Origin of the sequence: Pseudomonas sp. NPDC087336 (genome assembly GCF_044744285.1) — a bacterium.
GTDB lineage: Bacteria > Pseudomonadota > Gammaproteobacteria > Pseudomonadales > Pseudomonadaceae > Aquipseudomonas.
The window spans coordinates 203,029-220,657 of the sequence record NZ_JBIUYA010000008.1 but is presented as its reverse complement, the minus strand read 5'-3'; the positions used below and the strand labels follow the sequence as shown (position 1 = coordinate 220,657).

Sequence of the window (17,629 nt, the reverse complement as noted above, 5' to 3'; positions counted from 1 at the left end):
ACGTCATCGCGGGCAAGCCCGCTCCCACAGGGATTTTCATTGCATCGACTATTTCGTTACGCCTGCCACCAGCGCTCGATTACGCGCAATCCGTCGAGTTCGCCGTATGGCGCGGTCTGCCCGCCGTGCGCCACGCGGTTGGAACGCGCCGCCACCGAGCTGGCGAACAGCGGCACGATCGCGCCACCGTCATCCCGGCACAGGGACTGCATTTCGTTGTACATCTCGCGGCGCAGCGAGTCGTTCATCTCGCCCCGGGCGGCGTTGAGCAGCTTGTTAAACCTGGGGTTGTCCCAATGGGTTTCGTTCCACGCCGCGCCCTTGGCGTAGCCGATGCTGAACATGCGGTCGGCGGTCAGGCTGCTGTACCAGAACGAGGTGGTGAAAGGCTGCTTCATCCAGACGTTGGAGAAGAAACCGTCGGCAGGCTCGCGCACCACGTCGATGTCGATCCCCGCTGCACGGGCCTGTTCCTTGAACAGTACAGAGGCGTCGACGGCCCCGGTGTACGCCGCGTCGGAGGCCTGCAGGCGCACCTTGAGCGAATCCAGGCCGGCCTTTTTCAGGTGGAAGCGCGCCTTGTCCGGGTCATAGCTGCGCTGTTCCAGCGCGGTGTTGATGAAGCGGCTGCCGGGCTGGATCGGGTGATCGTTGCCCACCAGACCATAGCCGTGCAGCACCGACGCCAGCAGGGTTTCGCGATTGATCGCGTGCTTCATCGCCAGGCGCACGTCGTTGTTCTGGAACACCTGGCTGTCGGTGAGCATCGGGAAGGTGTAGTGCTGGGCGCCCTTGGTTTCTTCGATGACCAGGTTCGGGTTGCGCTTGAGCAGCGCCACGGTCTTGAGGTCGACCTTGTTGATCACATCCACTTGCCCGGTGACCAGCGCGTTGACCCGCGCTGCGCCGTCGGCGATGGCGATCAACTCGGCACTGGCGAAGTGCGCCCGCCCGGCTTTCCAGTAATCGGGGCTGCGTTCCAGGGTCATGCGCACGCCCGGCTCGAAGTCCTTGAGGCGATAGCCGCCGGTGCCGACGCCGGCCTGCCAGTCCGGCGTGCCGTCCTTGCTCGGCATGATCACCAGGTGGTAATCGGCGACCACGTAAGAGAAATCGGCGTTGCCCGAGTGCAGCTCGAACACCACGCTATCGCTGCCATTGACGCTGACCTTGGCCACATCGCCCAGCACGGTCTTGGCCGCCGAGGTGGATTTCTCGCCGAGGTGATGCTGGATCGACGCCACCACGTCATCGGCGGTCAGACTCTTGCCATTGTGGAAGGTCACGCCCTGGCGCAGCTTGAAGGTCCAGACGCGGGCATCGGGGGTCGAGGTCCAGCTTTCGGCAAGTTCGGGGATCGCCGTGCCGTCCACGGCAATTTCAGTCAGGGTGTTATAGACCGCCGAGAAGCCGACGAAGGTGAAGGTATCGCTCCAGGAACCGGGGTCCTTCGAGTCGGTTGTGCTGCCACCGGCCAGGCCCAAGCGCAATACGCCGCCGGCCTTTGGCGTCGATTCCGCGGCCATGGCGCCAAACGGCAGGCCCATGGAAAACGCCCCGGCGATTGCCGCAGCGCCAGCGCTGTACTTCAAAAAGTCCCGACGCGGAAAACTGAATTCATGGTTCGCTTGAGTAATCTTGTTTTTGTTATCGCTCATTGCATTGCCCCTGATCAAAAACTAATGGAATGCCGCTTCAAAACCACGCAAAACACCGGGCCAGGACCCGGTGCGCAAAACCTTTGAATCGCCAACAGTCACACCTGGATCGCCTTCACTTCGACGAATTCGCTGAGCCCCTCTTCCCCCCATTCACGCCCGTTACCGGATTGTTTGTAGCCGCCGAACGGCGCCTGATAGTTGAACGCCGCGCCATTGAGAAAACATTGCCCGGCGCGCAGTTGTCGGCCCAACTGCAAGGCACGCTCGGCACTGCCGGCCCAGACCCCGCTGGACAGGCCAAACGGCGAGTCATTGGCGATCTGGATCGCTTGCGCCTCATCGGCGTAGGGAATCAGGCACAACACCGGGCCGAAGATTTCTTCCTGGGCAATGCGCATGCGGTTGTCGACGTCGGCGAACAGCGTCGGGCTGACGTAGTAGCCCCGTTCGAACGCCGCGACCGAATCGCCGCCGCACAACAGCCGCGCGCCTTCATGCTGGCCGACCTTGATGTAGTCGAGCACGGTGCGTCGTTGCCCCGCCGAACACATCGGGCCGAGGAAGCTTTGTGGATCGAGCGGATCGCCCATGCGCAGGCTCAGGGTTTCAGCCAGTGCCAACTCCACGGCCTCGGCGTAACGGCTGGCCGGCAGCAACATGCGGGTCAGCGCCGTGCAGGTCTGCCCGGAGTTGATCATCACGTCTTGCACGCCATAGCGCACGGCGGCGGCCAGATCCGCGTCCTCGGCGATCAGCAGCGGCGACTTTCCCCCCAATTCCAGGCACACCCGTTTCACTGAAGGCGCCGCCGCCTGCGCAACCCGCACCCCGGCACCGGTGGAACCGGTGAACGACACCATGTCCACGTCCGGGTGCTTGGCCAAAGCCTCGCCGACCTTGGAACCCGGTCCGCTGACCAGGTTGAACACCCCGGCCGGCAGGCCGATGTCCTCGATCATCTGGGCCAGCAAAAACGCGTGCAACGGGGTTTCCTGGCTTGGCTTGACCACCACCGTGCAACCCGCGGCGAGTGCCGGGGCGAGTTTGCCGATCAACTGGTGCAGCGGGTAGTTCCAGGGATTGATGAACGCACAGACGCCCACCGCTTCACGAATCACCAGGGAGTTGCCGACTTCGCGCACTTCGTCCATCCAGCCTGCGAGTTCGACGTATTGCTCAAGCCCCACGATCGGTCCGTCCACTTGCACCGAACGGCACCATTGCACCGGCATCCCCAGTTCACTGGTGATCACCGAGGCCATTTCATCGGCGCGGGTCTTCAGTTGTTCCGCTAACGCACGGATGTAACCGGCACGCACACTCGACGGTGTGCGCGACCATGGACCGAAGGCCTTGCGGGCAGCGGCCACGGCGTTGTCGACATCGCGTTCATCGCCCAACGGCACGCTGCCGGCGACTTCTTCGGTGGCCGGGTTGATCACCTCGGCGATGCCCTGGCCGGACGGGGTTTGCCAGCGGCCATCGATAAACAGTGCCTTGTGGTTAAGCATGTGGCTGAGCCTCCATCAGTTCCTGGGCACAACGGGCGATGCGCTGACAGGCATCGCGCAAAGGATCAGGGCCAACCACCAGGCCGAGGCGAATGTGCCCCGCCGCACTCGGGCCGAAGGCTTCACCGGCCAGTACTGAAACGCCGTGGCGATCAAGCAGGCGGTCAGCGAACGCCTGGGCGCTCAGCCCGGTTTCACGAATATCGAGCATCACGAACATCCCGCCGTCGGGCTTCAAGGCGCGCACGCCCTGGCAATCGGCCAGGTGCTCACACACCAGGTCGCGACGCTGGCGATAGGCTTCGCGCATGGCGTCCAATTCCGGCAGGTCGCTTTCCAGCGCCACGACCGCCGCATCCTGAACGAAGTCGGGCGATCCGTAGAGCATGCACAGCGCGAGGTTTTCCAGGTGTGCGGCCAGGGACGGCGGCGCCACCACCCAACCGACCCGCCACCCGGTCATGGCGTGGGATTTCGACAGGCTGTTGAGCGTCGCGGTGCGCTCGGCCATGCCCGGCAGGCTCGCCGGGCTGATGTGCTCGCCTTCGAACAGCAGTTCGCTGTAGACCTCGTCGGAAATCAGCCACAGGTCGTGGGCGATGCACAAATCGGCCAGCGCTTGCCAGGTAGTGCGCGGCAGGCTTGCGCCGGACGGGTTGTGCGGGCTGTTCAGCGCCAGGGCTCGGGTACGCGGGGTGATGCGGGCGGCGACGTCTTCGGGCAGCACGCGGAAACCGTTTTCCGAACGCACCGGCACCGGCACGACCTTGGCGCCGCAAGCGCCGAACACCGCCTCATAGGTGACGTACATCGGCTCGGCCACGATCACCTCATCGCCCGGGTTGAGCACGCACTGGGCCACACTGAACAGCGCGCACTGGGCGCCGGCCAACACCGTGACGTCGTCCGCTGTCACCGACTGCCCGCTGCGTTGCTGGTGGCGCTTGGCGATGGCCTCACGCAAGGTGCGCTTGCCGCGTACCTCGGCGTAGTGGGTATTGCCAGCCAACAGACTGTCGATGGCGCCCTGGACTATAGGCTGCGGCGTGTCGAAATCCGGATCGCCCACCGACAGCAGCAGAATGTCCTTGCCCTGCTCCAGCATGGCCAGCGCGCGGTAATGAATATCCCAGGCGGCGGCGCCGTCACCGGCGATACGTTGAGTCAGATCGGAAAAGCGCATGGCTTCATCCCCTTAAAATACAGATCAGTGCGCACAGGCATGCTTGAGTTCGATCAGGGTCACGCCGTTGCGCTTGAAGCCGTGGCGCAAGTCGGTCTGCAACTCGGCCAGGCTTTGTGGTTGGTTCACCGTGCAACCGAACGCGCGACCGAGGGCGGCGAAGTCCGGGTTACGCGGCAGCACGCCGATGGGCTCGATATCCAGGCCGACCATGTCGTCGCGGATCTGCCCCAGCGCGTCGTTGTTCCACAGCAACACCACCAACGGGCTGTCCAGCTCTTCAACCGCCGTCGCCAGTTCCTGCGCGGTGTAGAGGAAACCGCCATCGCCGACCAGCACCAGGCCAGGCCGCTGCGGTGCGCCGAACTTGGCGCCGATGCCGGCCGGCAGGCCATAACCCAAGGTGCCGTAGCCGGTCGGGTGCAACCAGCTGCGGGGGGCCTGCGAGTCGAAGGCGTAGTTGCCGGTGTAGGCCAACTGGGTCATGTCGGTGCTGATGAAAGCGTTCTCCGGCAACTCTGCGCCAATGCGCTCAAGAATCGACTGATGAATCGATTGCAACGGGCCATGGCTGGCCTTGACCGCTTCACGCAGTGCGCTGACCGAAGCAATTGCAGCGCTGGCATCACGCACCTCGCACGGCAGGCGCTCGAGCAAGCCACAGAGGGTTTGTTGCGCATCGCCATGCAAGGCCACGGCGCACGGGTAGAAGTCGTTGAACTTGCGTGGGTCGATGTCCACCCGCAGCAGTTCGGCGTTGAGCGGCAGGCGCTCTCGCCAGAAGTCGGTGTCGGCCATTTCGGTGCCGACCGCCAGTACCACGTCGGCCTCGGCGATCAGGTTCCAACCCGGTTCCACACATAGCGAGGAACCGGCGTTGAGCGGCGCATTCGGTGGCAGCAAGCCCTTGCCAGCGACGCTGGTGAACAGAGGCGCGGCCAGTCGGGTGCTCAGCTCCTGCAACGGTGAAGCGGCATTCAATGCACCGCCGCCGGCGATGATCATCGGCCGTTTTGCACCCTGCAGTTTCGCTACGGCTTCATCCAGCACCGAGGCCGCCGGCATGCCGCGCCCGGGACGACGCACCACCTCGTTGCTCCAGTCACGCGTCACGGGTGCAGACAGCACGTCCAGCGGCACCGAAATGTGCACCGGGCGCGGACGCTCGCTGTCGAACACCGCATAGGCGCGGGCGATCAGTTCCGGCAGGTCCTCGGCAGTCAAGGCCACTGCCGAGAACGCGGTGATCGGCGCCGTCATTGCGCGTTGATCCTGGCATTCGTGGAGGATGCCCCAGCCCTTGCCCAGGCTGGCCGTGTGGTTGACGCTGGAAATCACCAGCATCGGAATCGAATCGGCGTAGGCCTGGCCGATGCCGGTGGCGGCGTTGGTCACACCGGGGCCGGTAATGACAAAGCACACACCGGGCTTGCCACTGACCCGGGCATAGCCGTCGGCCATGAAACTGGCGCCTTGTTCGTGGCGGGTCAGCACGTGGCGGATGCCGCTGCCGGGCAGACCGCGATACAGCTCCAGGGTGTGGACGCCGGGAATGCCGAACACGGTATCGACGCCGTAGTTGGCCAGCAGGCGCACCAGCGCCTGGCCACCGGTCAAGGTTTTGCTTTGCATGTTCAGGTCCTCACGCATGAGCGATGCGAATCAACGCATCGACCGCGGTCGTGCCATCGGCCCCGACCAACAATGGGTTCACATCGAGTTCCAGCAGCTGCGCGGCGTTTTCGCAGGCGTAGTCGGCCACGGCGCGGATTGCCGCCACCAGCGCATCGAGATCCGCCGCTTCACGACCGCGAAAGCCTTGCAGCAACGGAGCGCTACGCAGACTCAGCAAGGCCTGGCGAATCGCGCCGTCGGTGGTCGGCAGCAACAGGCTGCGACTGTCTTTGAGCAGTTCCACCAGAATCCCGCCGGCGCCAATCACCAGGGCCAGGCCGAAATCGTTTTCGCGCTTGATGCCGACGATCAGCTCGGCCAATGGCGGCTTGGCCATCGGTTCCAGCAGCAGTTGATCGAAGGCCACCTGTGGCGCGTACGCCTTGATGCTGGCGCGCATCCTGTCCAGCGCGGCGCTCAAAGCCATGTCGTCCTTGAGGTTCAGTGCCACGGCACCGGCTTCGGTCTTGTGCGGCAGTTGTGCACTGACGGCTTTGACCACCAACGGATACCCCAGCGCCGCGGCGTCCTTCAGGGCATGTTCTGGTGTGCTCAACACACCGTTGGGCGTCGGCAGGCCAAAGGCACACAAGGCCTGTTTCGAATCCCATTCGTTGAGCAATTGCCCCTCGCCTTCCAACGCCTGCGGGCACAGCGGCACCAGGGCCGATTCGCCGAGCGCCAGCAATGCCTGGCGCTTGCGTTGGTAACCGGCGATGCGCCCCCACGCCGCCAAGCCGTCTTCAACGCCCTGCAATGCCGCCACGCCCTGGGCATGCAAACGCTCGCGGGCGTGCGGCGGCAGCAGCTCCGGGAACGCCGAGGTGACGAAACCGGTCTTGCCGTGACGCGCCAGCGCCTCGCAGTACAGATCGAGCAACAGGTCGCATTCCTTGCGCTCGCCGGTGAACTGCGCCGGGTAGTCGAGCACCAGCATCGCCGCATCGGCTTCAGTGCGCAGGGCGCTGTCGAGCATGCGGTCCAGGGCTTCGCCGTCGCCCCAGATGGCGGTGGTGAAATCCAGCGGGTTGACCAGGTTGGCGTAGCTGGGCAGCACCTGCGCCAGTTCAGCCGTTTGCCCGGCATCGAGTTTGGGCAAACCCAAATCGTTGCGTTCGGCATAGTCGGCGATCAGGCCGGCATCGCCACCGGAGCAAGCCAGCGCGATCAGGCTGTTGCCCGCCGGCAGGTTGCCGCAGGCGGCCGCCTTGAGGGTTTCAACGAAGCTCACCGGGCCGCTGACACGGATCACGCCGAGACGATCGAACAGCGCGTCGTACAGCGCATCGGAACCGGACAACGAACTGGTGTGACTGAGGGCCAGTTCGGCACCGATCTGCGACACGCCGGTTTTCAGCGCGATGATCGGGATGCCTTTCTCCAGCGCCTTGTGCGCGGCGCGGGCGAATCCCGGGACATTCTTCAGGCCTTCCAGATGCAGGCCGATGGCGGTGACACGCGGCTCGTCGAGCAACACGTCCATCAGTTCCGCCACCCCCAGTTGCGCCTGATTGCCGACCGAGGCCATGTAGGCCACCGGCAGCGAGCGGTCGCTCATGGACAGGTTGTAGGCGAAGTTGCCGCTCTGGGTCAGCACCGCCACGCCCTTCTCTACCGCTTTGCCGCCATGGGCCACCGGCCACAGCGCGCTGCTGTGCAGGTAGTCGAGCAGGCCATAGCAGTTGGGGCCGAGCAAGGCCATGTCGCCCGCAGCGTCCAGCAATTGCTGTTGCAGGGCCTGGCCTTCGGCGCCGGTTTCGGCAAAACCCGATGCATAGCAGATCGCGCCGCCGGTGCCGATGGCGGCCAGTTCGGCGACACAGGTCAGGGTCAGGTCGCGGTTGGTGGCGATGAACACCGCGTCCGGCCCGGTTGGCAAATCGGCAATGCTGCGCACGCAGGGCACGCCTTCAAGGCTGTCATTCTGCGGGTTGACCAGCCACATCTGGCCTGGGTAGCCGCCCTCGGCGCAGCGCTTGAGGGCACGGGCCATGCTGCGCCCGCCGACAAAAGCCACATGCCGTGGCGCGAGCATGCGCTTGAGGTTGTCACGAATGGTCTGGGACATGGTGATTCTCCGGGCGCTCAGCGCAGCAGCGGCCGCAGCAGTTCACGGGAAATGATGTGACGCTGGATTTCCGAGGTGCCTTCCCAGACCCGCTCGATCCGCGCGTTACGCCAGATACGTTCCACCGGGATTTCGTCCATCAGGCCCATGCCACCGAAGATCTGCACCGCCTCGTCGGCCGCGCGGCCGAGCACTTCACTGGCGAATAGCTTGGCCATGCCGGCCTCGCCGTCGGTCATGGTGCCCTGGTCCATTTTCCAGGCGGTGTGCAGGGTCAGCAGTTCGGCGGCGCGGATTTGCGTGGCCATGTCGGCCAGCTTGAACGACACGCCCTGGAAGTTACCGATGGCCTGACCGAACTGTTTGCGATCGGCGGCCCACTGCAGCGACACGTCCAGCGCCCGTTGCGCCTGGCCCACGCAGTTGGCGGCGACCATCACCCGGCCTGCGGTGAGCCAGGCGTTGGCCACGTCCCACCCCTTGCCGACTTCGCCCAGCACTTTGTTGGCCGGTACCCGGCAGTCGTCGAAGAACATTTCGAAGGTGTGGTAACCGCGGTTGCTCACGCACTTGGGCCCGCGGCGGATGGTCATGCCCGGGGTGTTGCGGTCGACCAGGAACGAGGTCACGGCGTTGCGTTTCTTGCCGTTGTGTTCATAGGTGTCGGTGACGGCGAAAACGATGGCGAAATCGGCGTGGCCGGCGTGGCTGATGAAGTGCTTGCTGCCGTTGAGCACGAAGTCGTCGCCCTCACGCACGGCGCGGGTCTTGATCGCGTTGGCATCGGAACCGGCACCCGGTTCGGTCAGGGCGAAGCAGTCGATTTTCTCGCCCTGGATGCACGGCAAGAGGTAGTCCTTTATCTGCTCGCCTGTGCAGGCCATGAGGATTTTCGATGGCCGCGCGACAAATACATGCAGCGCCCAGGAAACCTTGGACAGCTCACGTTCGATCAGCGCCTGGGACAGGTAATCCAGGCCACCACCGCCCACCTCTTCGGGCATGTTGAAGGCATAGAAACCGGCGGCGATCGCCTTGCCGCGAATCTGCGCGGCCAGTTCCGGGGAGACTTCGTCGGCGCGGTCGACCTCGGTTTCATAGGGCAGCAGTTCCTTCTCGACGAAGCTGCGTACCGAGTCCACCAACATTTCTTGTTCTTGGGTCAGTTGGAAATTCATGGGTGCTACCTGTTGTTCGTTAACTGCGAAATGGGCGAGATGCCAAAAGCTTCGCTGGCAAGCCAGCGCCTACCGACCGATAAAGCGTACCGGGCGTTTTTCCGTGGCGGCACGCAAGGCTTCGTTGCCGTCTTCGCTGCGACCGCACAACAGGCCGGCGGCCAGTTCCGCTTGCAGTTGCTCGGCCAGGCTGCGATCGGCGCCTTCGCGCATGAGCTTTTTGGTCTGGACGAAGGCAAAGGTCGGCCCGGCGGCCAGGCGTGCGGCGAGTTCGCTGGTGACCGTCAGCAGTTGATCGTCGGCGCAGACTTCGCCGACCAGGCCGGCGTCCAGGGCGCGGTCGGCACCCCACAGTTCGTCGAGGAACAGCAGGCGTTTGGCTTGCTCGGTGCCAATCAGCCGTGGCAGGTGCCAACTGGCGCCGGCGTCTGGCGAATAGGCCATGCTGGTGTAGCCGGCCTTGAACCGGGCCGATTGCCCGGCGATGCGCAGGTCGCAGCACAGGGTCAGGTCCATGCCGGCGCCGACGGCGGTGCCATTGATGGCGGCAATGGTCGGTTTATCCAGGCTGTGCAGGCGGGTCATCAAGGCGTGGGCGGTTTCGGTCCAGCCGTAGGTTTCCAGGGCGCCACGCGCCTCGGCTTCGGCCCATTCAGCCAGGTCGGCACCGGCGCAGAAGCTGCGACCGCTGCCCGTCAATACCACCACGCGCACCGCAGGATCAGCGTTGAAGGCGTCGAGCAAGGCGTGCAGGTTTTTCAGGGTCGGGATGTCCAGCGCATTGCGCTGGGCGGTGCGATTGAGGGTGATCCAGGCAACGCCGGCTTCGACCTGACTGAGCAGCGAATCGTGAGTAGTCATGCGAGTCCTCGAATTATTGTGTTTGGTCTGAGGTGATGCGACTTGAGGTCATACTAAACGAGTGTTCAGTAAGGCGGCAATCGGGGATCAGATGCGCTGTAACAAGCTCTAGAGTTCGTTAACTCGTTGTTTTTATTGTATTTTTTATAGACAAAGGGGCGAAAGCCGTTGGCGTTGTTACAACTTCGAACAACTGGTGACAGAGCGCAGGTTCAGGTGACGCCACAAACCACTGTGGGAGCGAGCTTGCTCGCGATAGCGGTGGATCAGGCAACGATGATGTTGGACCTGATGCCGCCATCGCGAGCAAGCTCGCTCCCACAGGTAAAGTGAACAGCCTGCGTTAAACGCTCGGCAAGCTCGGCGCCAGCACCGCCCCACGCTTGCGATGAATCAGGAAGTACGCGCCATAACACAGCACAATAAATCCAAAACCCCAATACAGTGATGGTCGCTGGGTTTCATCCAGTGCCAGGAACACGAACAGCGAGCAGCACAGCGTGATGCACATCAGCGGCAACACCGGGAACCAGGGTGCGCGGTATTTCAGGTCGCTGAGTTTGCCGCCGTCACGCAGGTAGGCCTTGCGGAACTTGTATTGCGCCAAGGCGATGACAATCCAGGTCACCGTGCCGGACATGCCGCTCACCGCCATCAGCACCATGAACAAGGTGTCGGCGGCAATGAAACTGGTCATCAGCGATACCAGGGCGAAGCACAAGGTGATGCTCAACGCGCGCAACGGCACACCACGCTTGCTCAGCGGTGTCAGGCTCTTGGGCGCCATGCCGGTTTTCGACATGGCCCACAGGATGCGCGTCGAGGCGTACAGGCCGGAGTTGCCCACCGACAGGATCGCCGTGAGGATCACGAAATTCATCAGGTCGGCGGCGTAGGGAATGCCGACCATGTCGAACACCTGCACGAACGGGCTTTCCATCAACCCCGCCTGCTGCCACGGCACGATGGCCGAGAGTACGACGATTGCCAACACGTAGAAGATCAGCACGCGAAACACCACGTTGCGCACGGCGCGGGGAATGCTTTTTTCCGGCTGGTCGGTTTCGCCCGCCGCCACGCCCATGATCTCGCAGCCCTGGAAGGCGTAGACCACGGTCATCATCACCGCGAACACCGCGGACATGCCGTTGGGGAACAGCGAGTCGCCGATCAGGTTGCTCATCATGGGCGCAGGCGCGCCACTGGTCAGCGGGATGGCGCCGAAGATCACCAGCACACCGACCACGATAAAACCGAGAATCGCCGCCACCTTGATCCCGGAGAACCAATATTCCGCCTCACCGAAGGCACGGGTTGCCATCGCGTTGATGCCGAACAGCACCACCACGAACAGCGCCGACCAGTACCAGATCGGCACCGCCGGGAACCAGCGCGTCATCAACATCCCGGCGGCGGTGAACTCCAGGCCGACGGTGGTGGCCCAGCTCATCCAGTACACCCAGCCGATCATGAAACCGGTGGCCGGGCCGATGAATTTGGTCGCGTGGGTCTGGAACGAGCCGGACACCGGCATCTGCACCGACAGTTCACCCAGGCAGACCATCACCAGGTACATCAGGAAACCGGCGACCAGATAGGCCAGGATCGCCCCCACCGGCCCGCCCTGGTTGATGGTCACGCCAGAGCCCATGAACAACCCGGTGCCAATCACGCCGCCCAGGGACAACATGAAAATGTGCCGACTCTTCAGGGCCCGAGTCAGCTGGATACCTTTACGATCGGTGTTTTCGTTCATGCCCGGTACCCCGACTCGCTGAGGCGCGAAGCGCATGACCGGACGTCAGGCAGGGAGGAAGCAGCTTTACGGCAATTCATTATTATTATCTCCAATAAGCTTCGAAGACCGCGCTGCGGCGGTTGCGTCGATTATTGGAAAGCCATGTAAGGCCCTGTTGTACGTAAAGATCAAAGTTGTAGAAAGTCGTAACAAACTTGTACGTCAGCTCTGCAACAGGCCTTTGAGGGTGTGCAACGATCCTTGCAGTTGCGCTTCGACCAAGGGCACCAACGATCGAATCGCGGGTTGGTCATTGCCCAGCGCCGCGATTTCCAGGCTGCGTAATACCGCAGCCAATGCGCGAAATCCCAGGGAGTCGCTGCTGCCGGCCAGGCGGTGCGCCAGTTGTGCCACTTCGGTGCAATCGTCGGCCGCAATGGCTTCGCCCAGCCCCTCACGGTGTTGCAGGATCGAATCGCGCAGCACGGCCAGCAGGCCCTGGACTTTCTGCTCGCCAAGCAGACTGCGATGGGTCTGCAGCAACGGCCAGTCCATCGCTGCGTCGTCTACCTCGGACTGGTCGATCGTTGCCTGTCCGGCCAGCACCTGTCGCAGATTTTCCAGCTTCAAGGGTTTGGCCAGGATGCCGTCCATACCGGCATCCAGATAGCCGCGCACCAACGCCGGTTGCACGCTGGCGGTCAAGGCCAGTATGCGCGTGTGGCGGTTCGGTCCGTCGTTGCTGCGGATCTGTTCGCACAACTGCACGCCGCTCATCCCCGGCAGATGCACATCCAGCAAGATCAAATCGAAACTGCGCGCCGTGCATTGCACCCATGCCTGTTCGGCATCGATGGAAAGCCAGACTCGATGCCCGTCCCGTTGCAGCAAGCCTTCTGCAACTTCGCGGTTGAGCGCCACGTCCTCGACCACCAGGATGTCCAGCGCCGGGCCCGCGGCATGAGTGGGCGTCGCGGCAAGGGCTTGAAGGGCCGGCTGCAACGTCAACTCGAACCAGAAGCAACTGCCGCGCCCGACTTCGCTGCTGACGCCGATGCCGCCGCCCATCTTCTCCACCAGATGCTCACAGATGGCCAGCCCCAATCCCGTGCCGCCATAACGCTGCGCGACTTCTTCGCTGGCCTGGGTGAAACGCTCGAAAATCTTCGCCTGCATCGCCGGGGCGATACCGATGCCGTTGTCGGTGACACTCACCCGCAGACGTTGCCCGTGCTGCTCTTGCGCAAGCGCAAGCAACGCCACTTCGACACTGACGTCGCCGCCTTGCGTGAACTTGATCGCGTTGGCCAACAGGTTGCTCAACACTTGGCGCAGGTATTGCTCGGCGCCATGGTGGTGATCGGACACCCGTTGATCGACCCGGCAATGCAGGAGCGTGTCGTTGTCCAGCGCCTTGGGCTCCAGCAGCGTGAGGACGTCGTCGAGCAACTGGCGAATGGAAAAATTCACCGGCTCCGGGAGGCTGGTGCCCTCCTCCAGCTTGGCGAAGTACAGCACTTCATTGAGGATGCTCAGCAGCCCCTCGCCGGCCTTGTGCAACGCATCCAGGCGCCGGCTGTCCTGCGGGTCGAGACGGGCACCACGCAGCAACTCGGCCATGCCCAGGATGCCATTGAGCGGCGTGCGCAGTTCGTGGCTCATGGTCGCCAGGAACCGCGACTTGGCGAGGTTGGCCGCTTCGGCTTCGTCCTTGGCACGCATCAGGCTGGCCGTGCGCCGCTCGACCATTCGCAGCAATTCGTCGCGGTTGTCCTGCAGGGCCAGGCGGTCGGTTTCCCGGCGGTCGATGTCACTGAGAATCGCCCGGCGCATGTCGTCGAGGGCATGGGCCACGGTGTCGATTTCGTCGTTTTGCACGCCAGGCCGCTTGTCCAGGCGCAGCGGCTCGTGCCATTCCCCTGCGGCAATGCGCCGGGCAAATTCGGCCATGATTTTCAGGTGGCGGGTCACCAGGCGATAAAACAGCCCCGACAGCGCCACCGACAGGCCACAGAAAAATACCGCCATCCACAACAGGTTGGTCAAGCCGGTAGCGTACAGTCGCTGATACACCGCCCCCAGGTCGGTGCTGACTTCCAGTTCGCCGAGCTGGCGCAAAGGACCGGAAGGTGGTTGGTAATCGAGGGCAAAGCGCTCGATGCGCAACGGCCCTGCCGGCGCTGGATTGCCTTGTACCAGGTCGAAATCGGGACCGGTCAGATGCACCCTGGCGACGTCGGAGAAATCCACCAGGCCGCGCAGCTGCACATTCAACTGCTCCTGGTTCAGGTCCCAGAGACTGCGCTCCAGGCTGGCCAGGTAACCGGCGCGGATCAGCTCCATGCGCGAGTCGATCTCGCGCATTTCCCGGCGATACTCGATGTACAGCTGCACGCTGCTGGCAAGCACGGTGAAACACAGGCTGAACAGCAGAATGAACCACAGCAGGCGCCGCAGCAGACCACCGGGACGCGCGCGGATCATTGCGCGTTCACCGGCAGGTTGATCATGTCGCGGTAGATGACTTCGCTTTCATCGAGAAGGCGCTGGACATCACCGGCATCCACCATGCGCTGCAACTGCGCGTCTATCTGCGGCATGTGGGCGGACAGCGGCGAACGGCGGGAAACGGCGACCCGCAAGTAGTCCACGCTCAGGGCCTTGGGCAAGGCGACGATGTCCTGGGCGCCGGGCAGGTTCTGCACGTACAACTCGCCGGTGCGGCGCTCCTGGGTGATGAAATCGATGCGCCCGCGAATCAGCTTGCCGAAGTTCTGGCGGCTGCTGGCGACCCACTCGATGTTGTTGTGTTGGGCGACCATGCGATCGAACGCCACGCCGTAGCTTTCACCGAACAGCAAGCCGCCCCGGTACTCGGCCAGGTCCTGCAGTTGTTCGAACTTCACCGGGTGCTGGCGATTGATGAACAACGCCACCTCTTCGCGCAGCACCGGCACGCTGGAAAACAGCATGCTCTGTTCCCGTTGCGCGGTGCTATAGGCCAGCACCACATCGACCCGGCCTTCGGCAGCGTCCAGCAGGCAGCGTTTCCAGTTATCCAGCACCACGATCTCGACCTCGTAGCCGAGCTTACCGAACAGCTGCCGGACCACGCTCGGCGCCAGGCCACGCACGTGCTTGCCGTCGCTCCAGGAAATCGGCGGGTACACCGGGTAATCGCAATAGCGGATCTTGTCCGCGGCCTGCACATTGCTCGCCAACAACATCAGTAGCACCCAGAGCAACCGTCCCACCGCGGTCACGCCGCCAGGCTGGCAGTGAACAGGTAACCGGCGCCGTGGATGGTGATGATCAGTTGCGGTTCGGCGGGATCGTCGTGCAGCTTGCGGCGCAAGCGCCCGACCAGCACGTCGATCGAACGGTCGTTGGGCACCCATTCGCGGTTGCGGATCTGGTCCATCAATTGGTCGCGGCTGAGGGTGTGGCCGCTGTTGCGCAAAAACACGCTGAGCAACTGGTACTCGCCGTGGGTCAGCAAGGTCTCGCTGCCGGACGGGTCGATCAGGCGCCGGCGGTCGGTGTCCAGTGCCCAGTCGGCGAACTGCTTGACCGGCTTGGCGACGGCGGCGACCGGCTGGGGCATTTGCGCATGACGGACCCGGCGAATCAGGTTTTTTGCCCGCGACACCAGTTCCCGTGGATTGAGAGGTTTGATCACGTAGTCATCGGCGCCGCATTCGAGGCCGACGATTCGGTCGATTTCGTCATTGCGCCCGGTGATCAGGATGATCCCGACTTCCGAGCGCACCCGCAGCTCGCGGGTCAGGGTCAGGCCGTCCTTGCCCGGCAGGCGGATATCGAGCATGACCAGGTCGACGGCCTGGCTGGCCAGGAAGGTTTCGGCCAGTTCCGCCGTGGCGGCGCAGTGCACGTCGTAGCCTTCCTGTGACAGGTAGGCATGCAACAGATCGCGAATCAGCGGATCGTCATCGACGATCAGTACCCGAGGAGTCATTGCTGGGTGTCCTGCTTGTTTCTTATTAGAGGGCTTGCATCAGCGCCAGAGAGTAGCCACTGCTGAACGGGTGATCAACAGCTACTCGTCTGCACACAAAACCGCTGCCGGCCACCGGCCTGCAAACCGTCGACCCAGGCTTCGCAAATCTGGATGCCCTGCTCAGGGGTAAAGGTCCCGGGATTGAGCCCGGACTCCAGCCACAGGCCATCGAGCAACGCGCTGAGGCTGATCGCGGCCAGGTCGGCGTCGAAGTGCTCGCCCCCTTCCTCCTCCCACCCCTCCTCCTGCGCCAATTCCCTGAGCACCTTGCTCAGGATCGCGCGGTACTCGCCATAGGAATGCTCGTGGGCCTGATTGATCGCCTCGGCGGTTTTCACCGCGCCCCAGAAGGCGAGCCAGGCATCGATCAGTTGCGGGTCGAGCAATTCGGCGCAGAACGAAGCACGGAAAAATGCCGACAAACGCTCCCGGCCAGTGGGTGCCGCTTGCTCCATGGCGTCGCGCAGCAACGTCATGACGCGCCCGGTGATCGCCATGTACGCCTCGGCCACCAGTTCGTCCTTGCCCGAATAGTGATGGCTGATCAGCCCCACCGAAACACCCGCCTCGGCGGAAATCTTGCGGATCGACGCCCCCTGGAAACCATGGCGCTTGAGGCACACCAGCGTCGCCTCGATCAGGTTGGCCTTGCGCAACTCCGGTTCCATGCGGGAAAAACGGGCTTCCTGATTCATGGCAACATGCTCCTGGGTCTCGATCATCGGGGCTCGCTTTTAACTACGAGCTGAACGACTGTACAGCAATCGAGGGGCAAGGCTCCAGTCAGTCGTATGACTGTAGGAGCGAGGCTTGCCCGCGAAGAACGATGACGCGGTGTGGCAGGTAAACCTCAGCGTCTGGTTCGCCGGCAAGCCGGGCTCCTGCAAGAGATGGCGTCAGTCCATTCAGTCTCGATACCCCGGCGCCACCCGATCCAGCATCCGCAACAACGCCGCCCAAGCCAATTGCATGGCATCAGGGTCGCTCAACTCGCCGTCATCCAGAGGCCGCCCCGGATCATTGAACTGGCGCTCGGTGTGCGCGCAAACCTCGGCCGGCGGCAATACCAACTCGCCGGCCGCCTGCGCGGCCAGCTGGATTTCGCAAGCCTTTTCCAGATAATACATGCGCAAGAATGCCTGGCTCACGGTTTCGCCGACGGTCAGCAGGCCATGATTGCGCAGCATCAGCACCGGCTTGTCGCCCAGGTCGGCTACCAACCGCTGCTGCTCGCTCATGTCCAGGGCCACGCCTTCGTAGTCGTGGTAGGCAACGCGGCCGTAGAACTCCATGGAAATCTGGTTCACCGGCAGCAATCCGCACTTCAACGCCGCCACCGCGCAACCGGATTTGGTGTGGGTATGCAGCACGCATTGCGCATCTTCGCGGGCGCCGTGAATGGCGCTGTGGATCACGAACCCGGCCGGGTTCACCGGATACGGCGAAGGCTCCACGGCGTTGCCGTTGAGGTCGATTTTGACGAGGTTCGACGCGGTGATCTCATCGAACATCAGCCCGTAGGGGTTGATCAGGAAGTGATGCTCCGGCCCCGGAATGCGCACCGAGATGTGGGTGAAGATCAGGTCGGTCATGCGAAAGTGTGCAATCAGGCGATAACAGGCCGCCAGTTCTTCACGCAGGCGCTGTTCGGTGGCGCTGCGCTCAGGGGTGGTCTGGGCTGTGGCGAGGTTATTCATCGTCGGGTTCTCCAGGCTGTTCGGCTGGGCAGACAGTAAA

General features: G+C 63.3%; 13 protein-coding genes. All 13 read right to left on the bottom strand.

Going from position 1 to position 17,629, the window contains the following annotated elements; translation table 11 throughout:
• Window positions 1–56 precede the first annotated feature (56 nt).
• The 13 genes from ACIO0C_RS10725 to ACIO0C_RS10665 all read right to left on the bottom strand — a co-directional run bounded on the left by ACIO0C_RS10725 (window position 57) and on the right by ACIO0C_RS10665 (window position 17,589).
• On the bottom strand, window positions 57–1,658 hold the full coding sequence (locus ACIO0C_RS10725) for an ABC transporter substrate-binding protein (protein ID WP_401311351.1): 1,602 nt from the start codon (window positions 1,656–1,658) through the stop codon (window positions 57–59).
• Between the two features lie 98 nt (window positions 1,659–1,756).
• Window positions 1,757–3,172, bottom strand: a complete 1,416-nt coding sequence (locus ACIO0C_RS10720) for an aldehyde dehydrogenase family protein (RefSeq protein WP_401311348.1) — start codon at window positions 3,170–3,172, stop codon at window positions 1,757–1,759.
• Complete coding sequence (locus ACIO0C_RS10715) at window positions 3,165–4,355, bottom strand: pyridoxal phosphate-dependent aminotransferase (protein ID WP_401311347.1); 1,191 nt, start codon at window positions 4,353–4,355, stop codon at window positions 3,165–3,167. The genes ACIO0C_RS10720 and ACIO0C_RS10715 overlap by 8 nt, the downstream gene beginning before the upstream one ends.
• A 24-nt stretch (window positions 4,356–4,379) precedes the next feature.
• Window positions 4,380–5,987, bottom strand: coding sequence for a 5-guanidino-2-oxopentanoate decarboxylase (locus ACIO0C_RS10710; RefSeq protein WP_401311345.1), 1,608 nt, complete (start codon window positions 5,985–5,987; stop codon window positions 4,380–4,382).
• Window positions 5,988–5,997: 10 nt separating this feature from the next.
• Complete coding sequence (locus tag ACIO0C_RS10705; RefSeq protein ID WP_401311343.1) at window positions 5,998–8,097, bottom strand: acetate--CoA ligase family protein; 2,100 nt, start codon at window positions 8,095–8,097, stop codon at window positions 5,998–6,000.
• Between the two features lie 17 nt (window positions 8,098–8,114).
• The gene (locus ACIO0C_RS10700; protein WP_401311340.1) at window positions 8,115–9,275 is read right to left on the bottom strand and encodes an acyl-CoA dehydrogenase family protein; all 1,161 of its coding nucleotides are present in this window, start codon (window positions 9,273–9,275) and stop codon (window positions 8,115–8,117) included.
• A 69-nt stretch (window positions 9,276–9,344) separates the two neighbouring features.
• Window positions 9,345–10,136: an enoyl-CoA hydratase/isomerase family protein gene (locus ACIO0C_RS10695; RefSeq protein ID WP_401311338.1), complete on the bottom strand. Its 792-nt coding sequence runs from the start codon at window positions 10,134–10,136 to the stop codon at window positions 9,345–9,347.
• Between the two features lie 343 nt (window positions 10,137–10,479).
• Window positions 10,480–11,892 (bottom strand): amino acid permease, encoded by a 1,413-nt coding sequence (locus tag ACIO0C_RS10690; protein ID WP_401311336.1) that lies wholly within the window; start codon window positions 11,890–11,892, stop codon window positions 10,480–10,482.
• Window positions 11,893–12,096: 204 nt separating this feature from the next.
• Window positions 12,097–14,358, bottom strand: a complete 2,262-nt coding sequence (locus tag ACIO0C_RS10685; protein WP_401311333.1) for an ATP-binding protein — start codon at window positions 14,356–14,358, stop codon at window positions 12,097–12,099.
• Window positions 14,355–15,101, bottom strand: coding sequence for a substrate-binding periplasmic protein (locus tag ACIO0C_RS10680; protein ID WP_401311331.1), 747 nt, complete (start codon window positions 15,099–15,101; stop codon window positions 14,355–14,357). The genes ACIO0C_RS10685 and ACIO0C_RS10680 overlap by 4 nt, the downstream gene beginning before the upstream one ends.
• A 32-nt stretch (window positions 15,102–15,133) precedes the next feature.
• On the bottom strand, window positions 15,134–15,850 hold the full coding sequence (locus tag ACIO0C_RS10675; RefSeq protein ID WP_401311328.1) for a response regulator: 717 nt from the start codon (window positions 15,848–15,850) through the stop codon (window positions 15,134–15,136).
• A 74-nt stretch (window positions 15,851–15,924) separates the two neighbouring features.
• Window positions 15,925–16,587: a TetR family transcriptional regulator C-terminal domain-containing protein gene (locus ACIO0C_RS10670; protein ID WP_401311325.1), complete on the bottom strand. Its 663-nt coding sequence runs from the start codon at window positions 16,585–16,587 to the stop codon at window positions 15,925–15,927.
• A 210-nt stretch (window positions 16,588–16,797) separates the two neighbouring features.
• Window positions 16,798–17,589, bottom strand: a complete 792-nt coding sequence (locus tag ACIO0C_RS10665; protein WP_401311322.1) for a class II aldolase/adducin family protein — start codon at window positions 17,587–17,589, stop codon at window positions 16,798–16,800.
• Between the last annotated feature and the right edge of the window lie 40 nt (window positions 17,590–17,629).

What these genes read in the sequence shown, in the direction of transcription:
- ACIO0C_RS10725 (WP_401311351.1), bottom strand. Translation starts at nt 1,658, where the DNA reads ATGAGCGATAACAAAAACAAGATTACTCAAGCGAACCATGAATTCAGT.
- ACIO0C_RS10720 (WP_401311348.1), bottom strand. Translation starts at nt 3,172, where the DNA reads ATGCTTAACCACAAGGCACTGTTTATCGATGGCCGCTGGCAAACCCCG.
- ACIO0C_RS10715 (WP_401311347.1), bottom strand. Translation starts at nt 4,355, where the DNA reads ATGCGCTTTTCCGATCTGACTCAACGTATCGCCGGTGACGGCGCCGCC.
- ACIO0C_RS10710 (WP_401311345.1), bottom strand. Translation starts at nt 5,987, where the DNA reads ATGCAAAGCAAAACCTTGACCGGTGGCCAGGCGCTGGTGCGCCTGCTG.
- ACIO0C_RS10705 (WP_401311343.1), bottom strand. Translation starts at nt 8,097, where the DNA reads ATGTCCCAGACCATTCGTGACAACCTCAAGCGCATGCTCGCGCCACGG.
- ACIO0C_RS10700 (WP_401311340.1), bottom strand. Translation starts at nt 9,275, where the DNA reads ATGAATTTCCAACTGACCCAAGAACAAGAAATGTTGGTGGACTCGGTA.
- ACIO0C_RS10695 (WP_401311338.1), bottom strand. Translation starts at nt 10,136, where the DNA reads ATGACTACTCACGATTCGCTGCTCAGTCAGGTCGAAGCCGGCGTTGCC.
- ACIO0C_RS10690 (WP_401311336.1), bottom strand. Translation starts at nt 11,892, where the DNA reads ATGAACGAAAACACCGATCGTAAAGGTATCCAGCTGACTCGGGCCCTG.
- ACIO0C_RS10685 (WP_401311333.1), bottom strand. Translation starts at nt 14,358, where the DNA reads ATGATCCGCGCGCGTCCCGGTGGTCTGCTGCGGCGCCTGCTGTGGTTC.
- ACIO0C_RS10680 (WP_401311331.1), bottom strand. Translation starts at nt 15,101, where the DNA reads ATGTTGTTGGCGAGCAATGTGCAGGCCGCGGACAAGATCCGCTATTGC.
- ACIO0C_RS10675 (WP_401311328.1), bottom strand. Translation starts at nt 15,850, where the DNA reads ATGACTCCTCGGGTACTGATCGTCGATGACGATCCGCTGATTCGCGAT.
- ACIO0C_RS10670 (WP_401311325.1), bottom strand. Translation starts at nt 16,587, where the DNA reads ATGAATCAGGAAGCCCGTTTTTCCCGCATGGAACCGGAGTTGCGCAAG.
- ACIO0C_RS10665 (WP_401311322.1), bottom strand. Translation starts at nt 17,589, where the DNA reads ATGAATAACCTCGCCACAGCCCAGACCACCCCTGAGCGCAGCGCCACC.